The sequence below is a fragment of the Ruminococcus sp. YE71 genome (assembly GCF_900119155.1).
GTDB lineage: Bacteria > Bacillota > Clostridia > Oscillospirales > Ruminococcaceae > YE71.
In genome coordinates, this window is the sequence record NZ_FPIR01000008.1 from 18,590 (window position 1) to 34,944 (window position 16,355).

The 16,355-nt window shown below is 52.3% G+C and carries 19 protein-coding genes; 16 read left to right on the forward strand and 3 right to left on the reverse strand.

From position 1 onward, the window contains the following. The first annotated feature begins 42 nt into the window (after positions 1 to 42). From BT142_RS08880 to BT142_RS08895, 4 genes are all read left to right on the forward strand, one after another. A complete protein-coding gene (locus BT142_RS08880) occupies positions 43 to 1,113 on the forward strand; it encodes an FkbM family methyltransferase (protein ID WP_072417845.1) in 1,071 nt (356 codons plus the stop codon). A gap of 70 nt (positions 1,114 to 1,183) precedes the next feature. Then, positions 1,184 to 1,888, forward strand: coding sequence for a response regulator transcription factor (locus BT142_RS08885; RefSeq protein ID WP_072417846.1), 705 nt, complete (start codon positions 1,184 to 1,186; stop codon positions 1,886 to 1,888). Between the two features lie 25 nt (positions 1,889 to 1,913). Further along, positions 1,914 to 4,523 carry a sensor histidine kinase gene (locus BT142_RS08890; protein WP_072417847.1) on the forward strand — a complete coding sequence of 870 codons (2,610 nt, stop codon included), beginning with the start codon at positions 1,914 to 1,916 and terminating at the stop codon, positions 4,521 to 4,523. A 31-nt stretch (positions 4,524 to 4,554) separates the two neighbouring features. Beyond that, complete coding sequence (locus BT142_RS08895; RefSeq protein WP_072417848.1) at positions 4,555 to 5,403, forward strand: M15 family metallopeptidase; 849 nt, start codon at positions 4,555 to 4,557, stop codon at positions 5,401 to 5,403. Between the two features lie 41 nt (positions 5,404 to 5,444). Here the strand turns inward: BT142_RS08895 and BT142_RS08900 are convergent, their stop codons facing one another. Both BT142_RS08900 and BT142_RS08905 read right to left on the reverse strand, forming a co-directional pair. Next, positions 5,445 to 6,077: a GyrI-like domain-containing protein gene (locus tag BT142_RS08900; RefSeq protein WP_072417849.1), complete on the reverse strand. Its 633-nt coding sequence runs from the start codon at positions 6,075 to 6,077 to the stop codon at positions 5,445 to 5,447. A 14-nt stretch (positions 6,078 to 6,091) separates the two neighbouring features. Further along, positions 6,092 to 7,060, reverse strand: a complete 969-nt coding sequence (locus tag BT142_RS08905) for an aldo/keto reductase (protein ID WP_072417850.1) — start codon at positions 7,058 to 7,060, stop codon at positions 6,092 to 6,094. A 211-nt stretch (positions 7,061 to 7,271) separates the two neighbouring features. Here BT142_RS08905 and ylxM point away from each other — a divergent pair, with 211 nt between their 5' ends. The 7 genes from ylxM to BT142_RS08940 all read left to right on the forward strand — a co-directional run bounded on the left by ylxM (position 7,272) and on the right by BT142_RS08940 (position 10,725). Continuing rightward, positions 7,272 to 7,670, forward strand: coding sequence for a YlxM family DNA-binding protein (gene ylxM / locus BT142_RS08910; protein ID WP_072417851.1), 399 nt, complete (start codon positions 7,272 to 7,274; stop codon positions 7,668 to 7,670). Between the two features lie 18 nt (positions 7,671 to 7,688). Continuing rightward, entirely contained in the window at positions 7,689 to 9,092 is a 1,404-nt protein-coding gene (gene ffh / locus BT142_RS08915) for a signal recognition particle protein (RefSeq protein WP_072417852.1), read from the forward strand. A 6-nt stretch (positions 9,093 to 9,098) separates the two neighbouring features. Next, a complete protein-coding gene (locus BT142_RS08920; protein WP_072417853.1) occupies positions 9,099 to 9,284 on the forward strand; it encodes an Imm17 family immunity protein in 186 nt (61 codons plus the stop codon). Positions 9,285 to 9,336: 52 nt separating this feature from the next. Continuing rightward, the gene (rpsP, locus tag BT142_RS08925) at positions 9,337 to 9,579 is read left to right on the forward strand and encodes a 30S ribosomal protein S16 (RefSeq protein WP_072417854.1); all 243 of its coding nucleotides are present in this window, start codon (positions 9,337 to 9,339) and stop codon (positions 9,577 to 9,579) included. 62 nt (positions 9,580 to 9,641) lie between these two features. Then, entirely contained in the window at positions 9,642 to 9,875 is a 234-nt protein-coding gene (locus BT142_RS08930) for a KH domain-containing protein (RefSeq protein WP_072417855.1), read from the forward strand. A 59-nt stretch (positions 9,876 to 9,934) separates the two neighbouring features. Then, complete coding sequence (locus tag BT142_RS08935; RefSeq protein ID WP_072417856.1) at positions 9,935 to 10,294, forward strand: sulfite exporter TauE/SafE family protein; 360 nt, start codon at positions 9,935 to 9,937, stop codon at positions 10,292 to 10,294. 14 nt (positions 10,295 to 10,308) lie between these two features. After that, the gene (locus tag BT142_RS08940) at positions 10,309 to 10,725 is read left to right on the forward strand and encodes a sulfite exporter TauE/SafE family protein (RefSeq protein ID WP_072417857.1); all 417 of its coding nucleotides are present in this window, start codon (positions 10,309 to 10,311) and stop codon (positions 10,723 to 10,725) included. Here BT142_RS08940 and ruvX read toward each other — a convergent pair. Continuing rightward, positions 10,649 to 11,101 carry a Holliday junction resolvase RuvX gene (ruvX, locus tag BT142_RS08945; RefSeq protein WP_072417858.1) on the reverse strand — a complete coding sequence of 151 codons (453 nt, stop codon included), beginning with the start codon at positions 11,099 to 11,101 and terminating at the stop codon, positions 10,649 to 10,651. The two genes, BT142_RS08940 and ruvX, sit on opposite strands and share 77 nt — an antisense overlap. A 185-nt stretch (positions 11,102 to 11,286) precedes the next feature. Between ruvX and BT142_RS08950 the strand changes: the two genes are divergently transcribed. The 5 genes from BT142_RS08950 (at position 11,287) to BT142_RS08970 (ending at position 16,355) form a co-directional block, all read left to right on the forward strand. Then, positions 11,287 to 12,402 carry a bifunctional chorismate mutase/prephenate dehydratase gene (locus tag BT142_RS08950; RefSeq protein WP_072417859.1) on the forward strand — a complete coding sequence of 372 codons (1,116 nt, stop codon included), beginning with the start codon at positions 11,287 to 11,289 and terminating at the stop codon, positions 12,400 to 12,402. Continuing rightward, positions 12,402 to 12,869 carry a 2-C-methyl-D-erythritol 2,4-cyclodiphosphate synthase gene (gene ispF / locus BT142_RS08955; RefSeq protein WP_072417860.1) on the forward strand — a complete coding sequence of 156 codons (468 nt, stop codon included), beginning with the start codon at positions 12,402 to 12,404 and terminating at the stop codon, positions 12,867 to 12,869. The genes BT142_RS08950 and ispF overlap by 1 nt, the downstream gene beginning before the upstream one ends. Before the next feature lie 53 nt (positions 12,870 to 12,922). Next, a complete protein-coding gene (locus BT142_RS08960; protein ID WP_072417861.1) occupies positions 12,923 to 13,363 on the forward strand; it encodes a hypothetical protein in 441 nt (146 codons plus the stop codon). Between the two features lie 152 nt (positions 13,364 to 13,515). Next, positions 13,516 to 14,526 carry a LacI family DNA-binding transcriptional regulator gene (locus BT142_RS08965; protein WP_072417862.1) on the forward strand — a complete coding sequence of 337 codons (1,011 nt, stop codon included), beginning with the start codon at positions 13,516 to 13,518 and terminating at the stop codon, positions 14,524 to 14,526. Between the two features lie 410 nt (positions 14,527 to 14,936). Further along, positions 14,937 to 16,355, forward strand: a complete 1,419-nt coding sequence (locus tag BT142_RS08970; protein WP_072417863.1) for an ABC transporter substrate-binding protein — start codon at positions 14,937 to 14,939, stop codon at positions 16,353 to 16,355.

The following is a 16,355-nucleotide window of genomic DNA, read 5'->3' on the forward strand; positions in this document are numbered from 1 at the left end:
TGCATTGGTGAAGGTGCGCCTTATTTTTTGATTGGAGCGTACATGGAAATAAACAGCATCTTAGGTCTTGAACCGTCGTGGGAGCGGCTGAAAAGGTCACGTGAACCCGTTTGCGTCTACGGCACGGGAAACGCCTGCGAGCGGATACTCGATTTTTTCGCAGAAAAAGAGATAAAGTGCGCAGGCATCTTCGCAAGCGACGGGTTTGTGCGGCAGCGTGAGTTCCGCGGATTTCCCGTGCTCAGCCTATCGGAAGCCGAAGAACGTTTCGGCGATTTCACAGCCTGCATCGCTTTCGGCAGCGACCTGCCCGAAGTCATGGCGGCTATGCGCTCACTGACAAAAAGGCACACGGTCATCATGCCCGACCTGCCCATCGCGGGGGATGAGCTGTTCACCGCCGAAGGTCTGTCGGCGCGTCTCGACAGGGCTAACGCCGTCTGCGAAAGACTTGCCGACAATCACTCACGCAGTGTCATGGAAGCTGTGCTGTCCTTTAAGCTGACAGGCGACATCACGCTCCTCGACCCCGTTTTCTCCGACCCGACCGCCGACTTTGCCGAGCTTATCGACCCGAAGCCGACCGATTCCTTTGCCGACCTCGGCGCATACACGGGGGATACCGTACAGCGCTTTCTTTCCTGTTCGGGCGGTCACGGACACATCTACGCCTTCGAGCCCGACAAGCGCACCTTCCGCAAGCTGACAAAGAACCTTCTACCCCTTGACAATGTCACCCTTGTCAACGCCTGCTCATGGGACTGCGATGGTTTTGTACGGTTCTCTCAGGCGGGCGGACGTCAGTCGATGGTTGATGACAAGGGTCAGCTCACAGCGGCAAGGCGGCTTGACAGCGTGGTCGGGGACAAGCCCTGCACCGTAATAAAATATGATGTCGAGGGTGCGGAAAAACGCGCACTCAGCGGCTCATCGGAAGTCATCCGAAGATGTGAGCCCCGACTTGTCATAAGCGCGTACCACCGCCCCTACGACCTCATCGACCTGCCCGAACAGGTGCTGTCCCTCAATAGCGGATACAGCCTGTATCTGCGTCAGCCTGCCTATTATCCCGCATGGGACACGACACTGTTCTGCACATTAAGAAAATTTTAAGAAAAACATCGACCCGATTTTAAGCATCGTATTTTAGAATAATAAGCGTAGAAAGAAAGGACTGCCCACCATGAACGAAACAGCAACGATACTCGTCACCGACGACGACAGGGATATTGTGAACGCCATCGCGAAACTGCTCGAACTCGAAGGCTACAGCGTCATCAAGGCTTATGACGGTCTCGACGCCCTCGAAAAGCTCGCAGAGAACAAGATACAGCTCATAATCATCGATGTCATGATGCCGCGCCTTGACGGACTGAGTGCCCTGATGAAGCTTCGCGAGAAAAGCAACATCCCCGTTATCGTGCTGTCGGCAAAGTCCGAAGACACAGACAAAATACTCGGACTTTCAATGGGAGCGGACGACTACGTGACTAAGCCCTACAACCCCAGCGAGCTTGCCGCCCGCGTTAAAAGCTGCCTGCGCAGGTACATGACTTTAGGTGCTATAGACACGGTGCGCAAAACGGATACGGTTGATGTTGGCGGACTCTCGCTTGACATCTCCGCAAAGACCCTCACGGTCGATGGTGAGCCCGTAAAGCTCACCGCCACCGAACTGAAGATACTCGAACTGCTGATGACGAACGCAGGCAGGGTGTTCTCGGCAGAGGAGATATATTCGAGGGTCTGGAATGAGGACGCTTATGCGGTAGAAAACACGGTCATGGTACATATCAGACATATCCGCGAAAAGATAGAGATAAACCCCAGAGAGCCGAGATACCTAAAGGTCGTATGGGGGATAGGATATAAGATAGAAAAACAGTGACCCGCAAAAAAGGGAAGTGCGAAAGATGGAGACAGCAAAACGGATAAGAAAGACCCTTCTGAGGGATATCATGTGCGTCGCGGCTTCGCTTTGTGCGGCTGCGGTCTGCGTTGTCAAGCCGATGTTCAACAACGCAAAAAGCGTATCGGTAGCATCCGAGGGATACTATAACGATATCCCTTCCGAAGACAGCACAACAGACAACATAGCGATATACAATACCTGCCGCAACGCGGTTTACAGCGACCTGTGTACCGTCGGCACGGTCTACCTGTCAAACTGCGAGAAAGGGAAGTACACAGGTACGTCCCAGCTGTACGAGAACATGATAGGAAAGCTCTCGTGGTTCAGATTTGACGACGGCAAAAATCCCTTCGGCATCGAAGGCGGCGCACTGCGCGGACTGTCGATAGCTCAGTCGCAGTACAGGATAACCAACATCGACAGCGATTACTACTGGTTCTTTGTCAGCTACGGCGATGAATTCCTCACGAACATCGGCAAGTACAAAACGGTAAAGCCCGACGAGATAGGCAGCGTCCCTGATATGCTCAAAGAGGACTACAGCGACTGGTTCTACCTCAGAAGCAGCAATCTGCTGAACTTCGTGACCAAGTACAACGAGGGCGGCAGAGGCAAGACCGAGACATACTACACCGTTTCCGACAAACACGGCGGAGTCAAGCTCACCAGCGAATACATCGACTCGGACAGAGTGATGTTCGGCACCTGCGGCACGGACAATTACGGCAACTACATCTTCTGCTTCGACAACAACGGCGACAAATGCATCTCGACCTACAGCAGCAGTGAAAAGCCCGAAGGCGTGCTGCATCTGAACACAGACGGCAGCGTGACCCTTGTAGAAGGCATGATAGGCTATGTAGACACAGACGGCCTGTATCGCGAGTACATCAACGACAGTGAGGTGCATGATGGAGAGCGCTGTGAACAAGGCACCGAACGTTATTACGAGCTGCTCAATCAGTTCGGCGGTGCGGCAGAGGGCACTAACTGGGTGGAGCTGAAAAACTTCCCCGACTACGACTTCGAGACCCTCGACACCGAAAAGCTGACCGTATTCATGGCTCCCAAGACCGACATCCCCGCGGCTATCCAGACCTACACAGAAGCGAAAAAGCAGGAATACGACTTCTACAACACCCTTCTCGAAGCGCTGACCATCGCGTGGCTGAGCTTCACTGCGGCGGCGGTCATCCTCACCATAACGCGCCGAGCCGAGTACTACCGCGAAGACAGCGGCCGGAGAACGGCAGTATTCAAGCCCGACTTTTCGGCGGTGATGGTGTTTTTCTCGATGATCCTGATCGCTTTCGGTATCGACGACCGACATCACTACTGGTATACCTTCGACACGCCGCTGAGCCCGAGGATAAAGCATTTCGCGTGCTGGGGACTGGTCATCGCGGCGGCTCATTTCCTGCTGGTGCTCTCGGTGGAGGGAATTGTCCGCTGGATAAAGGTCAGCGGTCTCAGACACCCCGACCTCATGGCAAAGCACATCTGGAAAAGGTCGGAAGGCATCCGCAGAAAAGCGGCAGGCATCTCCTTCATCAGATGGCACAGAGGGCTGTCGGTGTTAACGCGCTATGCATTAATGACAGCAGAGATAATCATTTCGGGTCTGATAGCGCTGAACGTTTACAATTACCTGCCGTCTGATGAGGCGTATTTAGTCGCAGGAATATTTATGCTGTTTGCGATAAGGATTGCTGTCGTATCGTTCAGGCTCGTGTGCGGATTCAGCAAGCTCGAAAAGCAGGCGGACAATATGCTCAAACCCGAATCCGAGCAGGTTCGTTTCAGACCCATCGGCGAGACCTCGCCCCTCAAACCTCTCAGCCGACGCCTTGAGGACGTGTCGGCTCGCGCCGAGCAGGCGGTCGAACAGCAGGTACAGAGTGAGCGCATGAAGGTCGAGCTGGTGACAAACGTCAGCCACGACCTGAAAACGCCCCTAACCTCTATTATCAGCTACATTGACCTGCTGGAAAAGAGCGAGCTCTCGGACGAAGCCCGCGACTACGTCAGCATCATCTCCCGCAAGGCGGACAAGCTCCGCGACATCGTCAGCGATGTGTTCACCCTCGCAAAGGCGGTGAGCGGCGTCGAGGTGGAGCTGGACGAGCTTGACATGGCGATACTCACGCGGCAGGTTCTGGCGGACAACTCAGACAAGACCGAAGTCTCGGGACGCGACCTCAGAGTAAACATCGTTCCCGAAAACGCCCCGATAATCGCTGACGGCGTGAAGCTCTACCGCGTGATACAGAACCTTCTCGACAACGCGCTGAAATATTCGATGCCTTTTACAAGGATATTCATCGACCTTACCGAGACTTCCGAGGGCTTTGAGCTGACGGTGAAGAATGTCAGCGAAAGAGAGATAGACTTTACCGCTGACGAGATACTCGAACGCTTTGCCCGCGGAGACAAGAGCCGCAGCGACGGCGGAAGCGGTCTCGGACTGTCGATAGCAAAATCGTTCACTGAAGCCTGCGGCGGCAGATTCGCCATAGAGATAGACGGCGACCTATTCAAAGCATCGGTATTATTCCCCAAAAACGAACCCGAACCCATGTCCGAGCCTGTTCTGATGCTCGGCGGAGAATAAAGAGACAAAAATAAAAGAAGAGGACAACAAAATGAAAAAATTAGCTGCATTATTCACCGCCGCCATCGTATTGGCGGCAGGGGGCACCGCTCTCGCGATGCGCCCCGACTGGAGATTTGTCATGACCACAGCCGCCGAAAACACGGTCAGAAGCGGCACACTTCCCGAAAAAACGGTCATCAGCACGGAAAAGCACTCCCTCGAAGAACTGAACAGCCGCGAGGATGTGACCTTCAGCGAACAGCTGATGCTCGTGAATTCCGAACATATGCTGGACAGCGAATACACCCCCTCGCTCACCGATTACAAGGATACGGGCATCTACCTCAGGCGCGAATTTGCCGACGCCTTCGCCGAGCTGAACGAGGACGTGAAAAACAACTGCGGCGAGGGTCTGTACTTCTCGTCGGGCTACCGCAGTCTTACCGAACAGCAGCAGATTTACAACGAAGAGGGTGCCGACACCGCCCAGCTGCCGGGTGCGAGCGAACATAACACAGGGCTCGCCGCCGATGTCTACGTCAACGGTTTTGCAGGCGAAGCGCTGATAAAGAGCCCCGCAGGAAGATACATGAACGAAAACTGCTCACGCTTCGGCATAATAATCCGCTACCCCCTCGGCGGCAAGAACAAAACGGGCATTTCCTACGAGCCCTGGCATCTGCGCTACGTGGGACTGCCGCACTCGAAGATAATCACCGAGAACGGTCTGACCCTCGAAGAATACAGCGGCATCTACGATGACGGGGAGTGGTACTCCTACTCGGGATACCTCATCTCCCATCAGACGGGCAGCGAGCTTTACCTTCCCATAAATTTCACAGACTGCGTGATCTCCCCCGACAACTGCGGCGGATACTTCATAACAGCACACAAATAAAAAACGGGACGTTTCGGAGAGCTACCGAAACGTCCCTGTATTTATGCCTTTTTTATAGGGTGACGAATGACAGTCTTCAGCTTGTCCGCCTCGACCCGTCTTGCGTCGGAAAGATATATCTCATGGTGGAAACGCTCATCCGTGATGTCGAGCGTGTAACCCTCACGCTCCATGAAAGCGTGCATCATTTCGACCGTCGCAGGTTCATTGTCGTAGCTGCCGACGTGCATACACTGCACGCACAGCCCCTCGTCATAGGTAAGGAACCCGACCTTTGAGAAGTCGGTCTTTTTCTTCCTCTGCGCTTCATCCAGCGCCCAGTCGAGATCTTCCTTCGTCACGAAATCGGGCAGACGAATGAGCGAGATCCATCGAAAGTCCTGCTTGCGGCTGTAGTCGATACCCGATACGCCCTCCTGCCACCAGAAGCCCTCCAGCGGCGGCACGACGTAATCGAAGTACCCATCGATCTGCCTGCTGCCTTTCTTGCTCATCTTGATGGTGTAAGCGATACCATAAAGAAGCTCTATCGCCTGCTTGTACTCGCCGCCTTCGGCATTCGGGTCGCCCTCACCGCGTACTGCGATGAAATTCATAGGCGGAACCGTGACGATAGCAGGCTTTTTCGGCGGCATATAGAATTCCTTATACTCTTTCTTGAAGTCGAAAGGCATCTGTCCCACTCCCGTCAGATAATGTTTTCGAGGAAAGCGATGGTCTTGTGGTCGAAACGCAGATCCTGCGCCGCCATGTCCTCATCTATCTGCCAGGGCTTTGAAGCCGCAAATACCGAGCTTACAAAGAACGGCTGCGAGTTAAGGTAGCCCAGCGGGATGACTGCCGCAGGGATGCCCTCCTTTTCACTGAACTGCTTTACCCTTGCAAGACGTGCGAGGTTCGCGGTCGAAGTGAAGCTGCCCTCGGGAAGGTTCTTCGCGGGGTCGCCCTTGGCGAGCTTCGCAAAGAAGCCCTTTGCCTGCGGACAATATGCCATTACAGGGAAGTTGTTGCGCTGATACCACTTGAATTCGCGAAGGTTCATGCAGACAACGGTCGGGTCGCCGAAGGTATCGGTGCTCGAATGTGCAAGGCTGTAGTTTATCTGGCTGACACGGAAAGGCTCCATGCCGTTCTCTTCCGCAAACTTGTTCGCTTCCTCGATACGTGCGGCAGTCCAGTTGGAAGCGCCGAGGAAATGCACCTTGCCGCTCTGATAGAAGTCATTGAGTATCGGCATTATCTCGCTGACGGGGATAAGCTCGTCGTCGCGGTGCAGGAAGTAGATGTCTACATAGTCGAGCCCAAGCACTTCGAGGGAACGATTCAGGTCGTACTCAAGGTCTTCTCTCGTGAGTCGTGACTGTTCCATATTGTCGAAAGGCGGATGACCGCCCTTGGTCGAAACAATCATCTCATCGCGGCAGCCCCTTGCTTTGAGCCATCTGCCGACAACGCCCTCCGAAGTATCGGCGCCCTCTTCGAGCCATTCACAGTAGACTCTCGCGGTGTCGATACAGCGTCCGCCGTCTTTATAGTAGGTATCGAGAAGCTCGAAATAAATATCATCCGAATCACTGCGCTCAAAACTTGCCGTGCCGAAAGTAAGTGCAGGCAAAGAAAGCGAATATCTGTCGTTTTTCAGGTCAAAGCTAAACATTAATTATCCTCTCCGTTCACTTTCAAATTATCACTATATACATCTTATTAAACATTATGAATAATCATACCATATATTTATAGCTTGTTTTAATGCAAATTGTAAACTTTTTTAAAGAGTTCTGCAAAAGCCTTGACAAGCCGATTTACTTGATATATAATTAAATAGCGATGTAAAGACATTGTACTTTACGAAAGGGGCTGAGAGAGACATGGCACTGCCTGCGGAGATAGAAAAGAATCTGTATATCGGCGTACTGCTCGACCTGTACGGAGCTCTGCTCACCGAAAGACAGCGCGATATGATGGAGATGTATTTCCATGACGACCTCTCACTCTCCGAAGTTGCGGAACAATACGGTATTTCAAGGCAGGGCGTTCACGACGCGATAAAGCGCGGTGAGGAGACCCTCGAAGAACTTGAAAGCAAGCTCGGGCTCGCGGCTCAGCAGGAGACCCAGAAAGCACAGCTCCTTGAATTCAAGGGACTTGCACTGGCGGCTCTCGATGAGTGCAGGAAGGTCAGCTTCGGCAAGAATATCGCCGACAAGGTGATAGCACTGCTCGAAGACCTTGACTCGAAGCTCGAAGAGTTTGAAAATCCGATGTAATATAAAGGGGGAAAGGCTATGGCATTCGAGAGCTTATCCGAGAAGCTCGGCGGAGTATTCAAAAGGCTGAAAAACAGAGGTAAGCTGACAGAAGCTGACGTTAAGGAAGCAATGAGAGAGGTCAAGATGGCACTCCTCGAGGCTGACGTAAGCTACAAGGTTGTTAAGGATTTCGTTAGCAAGGTCACCGAGCGCAGTATCGGTGAAGAGGTGCTTTCGAGCCTTACTCCCGCTCAGCAGGTTATTAAGATAGTTAACGATGAGCTTATCGCACTCATGGGCGACGGCAGCGCAAAGGTGAATTTCCCGAACAAGCCGCCCTGTGTTATCATGATGTGCGGACTTCAGGGCGCAGGCAAAACTACCCACGCCGCTAAGCTCGCTAAATATTTCAAGCGCACGAGAGAGATGCGTCCGCTGCTCATCGCGGCCGACGTTTACAGACCTGCGGCTATCGAACAGCTCAAGGTCGTAGGCTCTAAGGCGGAAGTCCCCGTGTTTGAGATGGGTCAGATCGATCCGAGAAAGATCGTTAAGGAAGGTCTCAAGCACGCAAAGGATCACGGTAACGACCTCGTTATCATTGATACGGCAGGCCGTCTGCATATCGACGAGGAGCTTATGAAAGAGCTCGTTGATATCAAGAAGATCGCCGAGCCGAACGAGATCATGCTCGTTATCGACGCTATGATCGGTCAGGACTCCGTAAAGGTCGCTGAGGCATTCGATCAGGCACTCGGTATCGACAGCGTGCTGCTCACAAAGCTCGATTCCGATACAAGAGGCGGTGCGGCTCTGTCCGTTCTGTCCGTAACAGGTAAGCCTATCAAGTTCGTCGGCATGGGCGAAAAGCTCGACGAGTTCGAGATGTTCCACCCCGACAGAATGGCATCGCGTATCCTCGGCATGGGCGATATGCTCTCCCTTATCGAGAAGGCGACTATGACCATCGACGAGGCTGACGCCGAGCGTATGGCAAAGAAGGTACAGGAAAAGGGCTTCGATATGAACGACCTGCTCGAAAATATGGAGCAGATCAGCAAGATGGGCTCTGTAGCTTCCATCATCAAGATGCTCCCGGGTGCCGCTGACGTGAGCGAATCACAGATCGCACAGGGCGAAGTTCAGCTCAAATATACAAGGGCTATGATCCAGTCAATGACTAAGGCCGAGCGCGTTAAGCCCTCGATCATAGATCCTAAGCGCAAGAGAAGAATAGCTGCCGGTGCAGGCGTTAACGTCTCCGACGTGAACAAGCTGCTCAGACAGTTCGAGGATATGCAGAAGCTGATGAAGCAGTTCGGTATCGGAAACGGTAAGCTGCACGGAAAAAAGCAGCGTATGAGCCGCGCTAATATGCTCAGAGCTATGGGTGCGCTCCCTGCCGATATGTCGATGCCCGGCGGCAAGAAGAAAAAGTAAGATTTCATGAATATAGCGATAATCCTTTGCGGAGTGTTCTGTATATTCTGCGCTTACAAAGATTACGACTGGTTTATGAATAATTACAAGGCGAGACCGCTCGTGAAGCTGCTCGGAAGAAACGGCGCGAGAGTGTTCTATATCATTATCGGCATCATGTTTGTTCTGTGCGGCATTTTTATCAAGGTTTGAGGCTCTTCGAGCTTTAAATACAATCAGGAAATTTAACGGAGGTGAAAGTAAAATGGCAGTAAAGATCAGACTGAGAAGAATGGGTGCTAAGAAGGCTCCTTTCTATCGTATAGTTGTTGCAGATTCGAGATACCCCAGAGACGGCAGATTCATCGAGGAGATCGGTTTCTACGATCCTACCAAGGAGCCTGTAGTTCTGAAGGTTGACGATGAGAAGGCTAAGGCTTGGATCGCTAACGGCGCACAGCCTACCGACAGAGTTAAGGCTCTTCTCAAGAAGAACGGAACTATCTGATAAAGGCAAAGCGGTTTATCGCATTTGCGATATTACCGCTTTTTTATTAGGAGGACACACAAATGGAAGAATTATTAAAGACTATCGCTACCGAGCTTGTTGAAGATAAGGACGCCGTTACCGTAAGTGTTGACCCCGAAAACGAGGAAGGCGTTATCGTATATCACCTCCACGTTGCTGAGGCTGACATGGGCAGAGTTATCGGCAAGCAGGGCAGGATCGCAAAGGCTATCAGAGTTGTAATGAGAGCCGGCGCTGCAAGACTCGATCAGAAGATAATGGTCGAGATCGACTGATATAGACGGTACTGATTAAAATACGCCCCGATGGGAATAATCTCATCGGGGTGTTTATTATGTCAGATATTTCAAAACAAAAGCTCGCCGCAGTCGGCTTTGCGAGCGGATTGGTGAACGGTCTGTTCGGCGCGGGCGGCGGGATGCTCGCAGTACCGATGCTTGAACAAAACGGCTGTGACCCGAAAAAGGCGCACATCACATCCGTCTGCATGATGCTGACTTTCAGCATGGTGAGCATCATCGTCTACACGGCACGAGGGAGCCTTGAACCCGCACAGACCCTCGGTTATCTGCCCTTCGGAGCCCTCGGAGCGGCGGTCGGATGCCTTGCCATGAAGCGGATAAGACCGCTGACACTGCAGCGGCTCTTCTCCTGCCTGATGATCTACTTCGGTCTGAAGACCCTGATGAACTGAAAGGGGAGTGCCCGATGGAAATGATCCTTATGTATGCGGTATCCTTCGCTTCGGGACTGTGCGCTTCGATGGGGCTGGGCGGCGGAACCGTACTGATACTCTGGCTTACCCTCGCCGAAAGTCTGCCCCAGCAGCAGGCACAGGGCATCAACCTCGTATTCTTCATCCCATGCGCTCTGACCGCGATGTTTTTCTACCGACGAAGCGGTATGATCGAGATACAGCAGCTCGCGCCCGCACTCGTGTCGGGAACGGTCGGCGCCGTCATAGGCGCATCACTGAGCGGTCTTATCGTCAGCGAAGTCCTGCGCAGAGCGTTCGGCGCGTTCCTGCTGATAATGGGAATGCGTTCGCTTACGTCCTGTCAGTCTCGTCTGACTCGGCAGATGCCTTTTTCTTGCGCCTGTAGTCGAGATAACCCTCAAGAATGATGACGGCAGCGACCGTATCAACGACCTTCTTGCGCTTACCGCCGCGGACGTTCGTCTCGTTGAGTATCTGATGAGCGGTCACAGTGGTGGAACGCTCGTCCCACATAACGACGGGCAGTTCGGTCACACACTCGACCATTTCCGCAAAAGCGCGGCACTTCTGCGCACGGGGACCCTCGGAACCGTTCATGTTCATGGGGAGCCCGATGACGATCTCTCCGACCTCGTACTGTTCCGCCATGTGAGCGACCTTCATCGCGAGTATCTGAGCGTTGCGCTCCTCTATAGTGCCTATCGGCGATGCGAGGAATTCTGTCCTGTCGCAAACCGCAAGCCCTGTCCTTGCGTCACCGTAATCTACTGACATTATTTTCATACTGAAATCTTCCTTTCCTGAGATAATCTAATTATAACACAGAGCAGGGAAGTTGTCAAATGCAGTAGGACAGTTCGCAGTGAAACCTTAAAGATTAATGACCATTTTGTAAAATCGGTTGCAATCCATCCCACTATATGTTAAAATAAGGTGTATGAATTTAACACATTAAAGGAGCATATCGCATGGAGCTGAAAGAGCTTAGAGGTCAGATCAACGAGATCGACGCACAGATACTCGATTTGTTTCAGAAGCGCATGGACATCTGCTGTCAGGTCGCTGAATACAAGATCGAGAATGATCTGCCAATATTCCACCCCGAACGCGAACAGCAGGTGATAGAACAGGTGCGCGAAAGCGTTCCCGAAGTCCTCGGAGAATCCGCTGTGACACTGTTTACGAACCTGATGGATATTTCAAAATGCAGACAGTTCCAGATGCTGTTTGCCAACGAGCCGCAGCTCGAAAGTGTACCCCTTGAAAGGACAGGCAAGCAGTCGGTAGCCGTTCCGGGAACGATCGGCTCGTACACTCACGCCGCCGCAAACAAACTGCTCCCCGATTCCGAGCCGCAGTTCTTCGAGTCCTTCGCGGAGGTTTTCGCAGCAGTTGAGAGCGGCACCACCGAGTTCGGCGTTGTCCCCATAAACAACTCCACCGCAGGCACCGTGAACGCTACATACGAGCTTATGAGCAAGTACGACCTGACGATCTGCGCCGCTACAAAAGTCTCGGTCAACCACAGCCTCTGCATCAGACCCGAGACGAATATCGAGGACGTACACCGCGTTTACTCCCACGAACAGGCGCTGATGCAGTGTTCGGAATTCCTCGCGGCACACGGCTATTCGGCACGCCCGTATGTCAACACATCCCTTGCCGCATCCCGCGTCAAGGAATCGGATGAGCCTATCGCCGCTATCTGCTCGGAGATATGCGCAAAGCACTTCGGACTGAAAATAGTCTCCAGAAATATCAACAATGCCGATACCAATTTCACAAGGTTCATCATGATGAGCAAGAAACTGCATCTTGACCCCGACGCCAACATGATTTCGGTATGCCTGCGCCTGCCTCACCAGACTTCGGCGCTGTACAGACTGCTGACGAAATTCTCCGTTGCGGGTCTGAACCTCACGAAGATAGAATCCCGTCCCGTTGCGAACACCGATTTTGACGTGATGTTCTACCTCGATTTCGAGGGATCGGTCACCACGCCTGTTGTGCTCCAGCTTATCAGAGAGCTGAAAACAGAGCTTAAATACTTCAAGTTCCTCGGAAACTACAGGGAGGTATTGTGATGCGTATCGGACAGGGCTATGATGTTCACAGACTCGTCGAGGGCAGAAAGCTCATCCTCGGCGGAGTAGAAATAGAGTATGAGAAAGGTCTGCTCGGACATTCCGACGCGGATGTGCTGACCCACGCGATAATGGACGCGCTGCTGGGTGCGGCGGCACTCGGCGATATCGGGCATCTTTTTCCCGACAACGACCCTGCCTACAGCGGAGCGGACAGCCTGAAACTCCTGCGGGAGGTCTGCGCTGTTATCCGCAAAAACGGCTACGAGATAGGTAATATCGACGCTACCGTTATAGCACAGCGCCCGAAGCTCGCACCCCACATCCTGACCATGCGCGAAAACATCGCCGCCGCCTGCGGTACCGACGTTTCACAGATCTCGGTCAAGGCGACAACGGAAGAAAAGCTCGGCTTCACGGGCTCGGGCGAGGGTATGTCGGCTTCGGCGGTCTGCCTGCTTTTATAATGTATATCTCAGCTCCTTTCGTGGAACAATAGGTGCGAAAGGAGTTGTTTTTTATGAAGGATAACAAGACCGATTCCATAAGACTTCTGCGTGAGACGAACGCAGGCATACAGATGGGCGTTTCAAGCCTTGAGGACATCATCGGCAGCATCCAAAATCAGGAGCTCCGCGACCTTATGAGCCGCGCAAAGACCGAGCATGAAAAGCTCGGGAACGAAGCTCACAGACTGCTGCACTTCTACGGGAGCGACACCAAGGAACCCCATCCCGTCGCAAAGGTGATGAGCTCGGTCAAGACCAATGTCATGCTCGCAGCCGACCCGAATGACAGTACCGCCGCAGGGCTGATAACCGATGGCTGCAACATGGGGATAAAGAATCTCAACAAGTACCTGAACGAGTACGGGAACGCATCGCCGCTCGTTTCGGCGCTCACAAGGCGCGTAATCAGGAGCGAGGAAAAACTCTGCGAGGATGTAAGGGCGTACCTTTGATGAGAACAGACCGTCTGTTTCTTGCAGACGGTCTGCATTTGTGGAAAGTTTACAATGGGAATCGTTTACATTTGGTACAAATGTGCATTTCAAAATATTAAAAAATATGATATAATGTTACAAGTAATTATATCCCGAAAGGAAAAAACAACATGAGCGCTACGATAAAGGACGTTGCAAACGAAGCGGGGCTGTCGGTGGCGACAGTTTCAAGAGTGCTGAACAACAGCGCCAACGTTTCGGATGAGGCTGCCGAAAAGGTAAATATGGCAATCGAGAAACTCGGCTATTCGCCGAACTTCCTCGGGCGTAATCTCCGCAAGCGCGAGACAAACGTTATCCTCGTGCTGATGCCGACCTCTGAACATTCGTTCTACATGAAGATAGTTGCAGGCATCCAGAAGTACGCACAGCCGAGAGGCTACGATATTATCTGCGCATCCTCGAACTCCACCAGCGAGATCGAGGTCAGACAGATGAATATGCTGTTCAACCGCACCGTTGACGGCGTTATCCTGCTGGGCACTTCCTACGATGCCGATACCCTCAACAAGCTCTCGAAAAACTATAATATCGCGCTCTGCTGCGAGGGCGTAGAGGGCGCCGAGCTGCTGACCGTAGTCGTTGACGACGAACAGGCGGCTTACGACGCTATAAAGGAGCTCATAAGGCTCGGCCACAGGAAGATCGGCTTTGTGGGCGCAAATGACAGCTCCGCGTCCAGCAAGAACAGACATTCGGGTTACGTCCGCGCCATGAAGGAATTTCTCGGCGAGGTGCGCGAGGAGTATATCTACACCGAGTCCTTTGAATACGAGTGCGGTCAGAAAGCGCTCGAATATTTCAGGAACCTTTCCGACCCGCCGACCGCGGTGTTCTGCGTGTCTGACCTGCTTGCCATCTCCGTGATACATAAGGCGCACGACCTTGGTATGAAGATAGGCGAGGAGATCTCGGTCATGGGCTTCGACAATATCTCAATGTGCGAGATGATGCTCCCGACAGTTTCGACCGTCGAACAGCCCTGCGAAAAGCTCGGCGAGATGGTGGTCAGAAAACTTATCTCGAACATCGGAGCGCCCTCGGGCGCCAAGGACAACGGCTATTACACCGTTCCTCACAGGGTAATACTCCGCGATTCCACGGGCAATATAAAGAAATGAAATAGGTTTCAGAATTTTCACATACGGATTGAAGCCTGTTTCTTACCGATTATTGCGAAAGTGCATTATTTAAAAAATATTAGCAAAGTCTGCCTGCTCAGGTACTGTCCTACAGGCAGATTTTTTATTTTTCACGGCCGCGTCAAGGGCATTCAGGCAGTCGGAATATTCTGACCGACAGCAAAAAATACTAAACGGGATATAAGAATATTATCTTATATATTGTATGGAATCACCAAAGTACGTTCATATTTTTGATATGTTATCACAAAAATGATTAAGAAATAATATCAATAGTTTGTTACTCATTGACAATTTTCGGTGGATATGATATGATTATTTTGTAAGATAAGGTGAAAATGACCGTACTACATAGCGATAAAAAAGCGAATTTTACGGAGGTTATTATTATGAAAAGAACTAAAAGAATACTTGCGGGAGCGTTCGCACTGACATTTGCGGCACTCTCCTGCGGCTGCGGCTCAAAGGGCGGCAGCAGCGACAGCAGCTCATATGTGGATCAGGTAGTCGTTGAAGACACCGAAGAGATCGAGGCTATCCCCGAGGGCGCCGAGAACACTCTTGAATGGCTCTCCTACTTCGACCTCAACCCGGGCAAGGGCGCAAAGGAAAAGAGCGTTGAGCTCGACCTGTTCGAGAAGAAGGGCGGTTCCATCCACTACAACCCGACCACCTCGCTGACAAAGTTCGATACCCTTGCAGAGCGTCTGCTGGCAAACGACGTGCCCGATATGTTCTGGTTCGAGTCCTACTGCTATCCGACCTGCTGCATCAAGCAGATGTTCCAGCCTGTTGACCCGATCATCAACTTCGAGGATCCGCTCTGGGCTGATGTGAAGGAGACCGCCGACAAGTTCACCCTCAAGGGTGAGCACTACGTCGCACCCTTCAAGTACGTTGCGAACTCTGTACTGACCTACGACAAGGACATGATCGAAGCGGCAGCACTCGACGACCCGTATGATCTCTACCTCAACGGCGAGTGGAACTGGGATACCTGGTACAACATGATGGACGAATACGTCAAGGGCGCTGAGGGCGATGAGGAACGTTACGGCGTCAACGGCTGGTTCGCAAACTTCATCTTCTACTCCACAGGCCACACCCTCATTGAGTACGATGCCGATTCGGATATGTTCGTCTCCAACGTTGACGACCCGAACTTCGACAGAGCTACCGACCTTCTCTATAACATCAAGAAGAACGGCCTCTCCTACAACGAATGGATCGGTCAGGCTTCCGACTGCTTCAAGCAGAACATCCTGTTCTACGCAATGGGTCCCTGGGCTTCGTCCGACATCCACACCCCAAAGGAAGGCAACAACTGGGGCAGCGTTCCGATGCCGAAGGATCCCAACGCCGACAAGCAGTACATAACCGTCGAGATCGACGCTTATATGTGGATCAAGGGCTCCAAGAAGAACGAGGCTATGAAGTGCTGGCAGGAATGCGCAAAGAGCGCTTACAGCGACCCGACCTACAAGGAACAGTCCAAGGAGAAGTTCTTCGTCAAGAACCCCTACTGGTCTGAGGATATGTACAACGTAGGCTATCAGGAGTACGCTTCCGACAACTGGACGAGGATAATCGACCCGGGCTACGGTATCTCGCTTGTTCTCTCGAACGACAACGCGGCTACCAACGCAACCAAGGAAGCTATCATTTCCTATATGTACACTTCTGTAATGAAGACCGACGACGGCGGCGCTCAGTACACATGGACCCAGCTCCGTGAGATGTATAAGGGCACTATCGAATCCGAACTCAAGACCTTCAATCAGGAGTACCACAATTTCATCAATTCGTAA

Bases quoted from the DNA above. Each gene is read 5' to 3' on its own strand.
- BT142_RS08880 (WP_072417845.1), top strand. From the start codon at position 43: ATGGAAATAAACAGCATCTTAGGTCTTGAACCGTCGTGGGAGCGGCTG.
- BT142_RS08885 (WP_072417846.1), top strand. From the start codon at position 1,184: ATGAACGAAACAGCAACGATACTCGTCACCGACGACGACAGGGATATT.
- BT142_RS08890 (WP_072417847.1), top strand. From the start codon at position 1,914: ATGGAGACAGCAAAACGGATAAGAAAGACCCTTCTGAGGGATATCATG.
- BT142_RS08895 (WP_072417848.1), top strand. From the start codon at position 4,555: ATGAAAAAATTAGCTGCATTATTCACCGCCGCCATCGTATTGGCGGCA.
- BT142_RS08900 (WP_072417849.1), bottom strand. From the start codon at position 6,077: ATGCCTTTCGACTTCAAGAAAGAGTATAAGGAATTCTATATGCCGCCG.
- BT142_RS08905 (WP_072417850.1), bottom strand. From the start codon at position 7,060: ATGTTTAGCTTTGACCTGAAAAACGACAGATATTCGCTTTCTTTGCCT.
- ylxM (WP_072417851.1), top strand. From the start codon at position 7,272: ATGGCACTGCCTGCGGAGATAGAAAAGAATCTGTATATCGGCGTACTG.
- ffh (WP_072417852.1), top strand. From the start codon at position 7,689: ATGGCATTCGAGAGCTTATCCGAGAAGCTCGGCGGAGTATTCAAAAGG.
- BT142_RS08920 (WP_072417853.1), top strand. From the start codon at position 9,099: ATGAATATAGCGATAATCCTTTGCGGAGTGTTCTGTATATTCTGCGCT.
- rpsP (WP_072417854.1), top strand. From the start codon at position 9,337: ATGGCAGTAAAGATCAGACTGAGAAGAATGGGTGCTAAGAAGGCTCCT.
- BT142_RS08930 (WP_072417855.1), top strand. From the start codon at position 9,642: ATGGAAGAATTATTAAAGACTATCGCTACCGAGCTTGTTGAAGATAAG.
- BT142_RS08935 (WP_072417856.1), top strand. From the start codon at position 9,935: ATGTCAGATATTTCAAAACAAAAGCTCGCCGCAGTCGGCTTTGCGAGC.
- BT142_RS08940 (WP_072417857.1), top strand. From the start codon at position 10,309: ATGGAAATGATCCTTATGTATGCGGTATCCTTCGCTTCGGGACTGTGC.
- ruvX (WP_072417858.1), bottom strand. From the start codon at position 11,101: ATGAAAATAATGTCAGTAGATTACGGTGACGCAAGGACAGGGCTTGCG.
- BT142_RS08950 (WP_072417859.1), top strand. From the start codon at position 11,287: ATGGAGCTGAAAGAGCTTAGAGGTCAGATCAACGAGATCGACGCACAG.
- ispF (WP_072417860.1), top strand. From the start codon at position 12,402: ATGCGTATCGGACAGGGCTATGATGTTCACAGACTCGTCGAGGGCAGA.
- BT142_RS08960 (WP_072417861.1), top strand. From the start codon at position 12,923: ATGAAGGATAACAAGACCGATTCCATAAGACTTCTGCGTGAGACGAAC.
- BT142_RS08965 (WP_072417862.1), top strand. From the start codon at position 13,516: ATGAGCGCTACGATAAAGGACGTTGCAAACGAAGCGGGGCTGTCGGTG.
- BT142_RS08970 (WP_072417863.1), top strand. From the start codon at position 14,937: ATGAAAAGAACTAAAAGAATACTTGCGGGAGCGTTCGCACTGACATTT.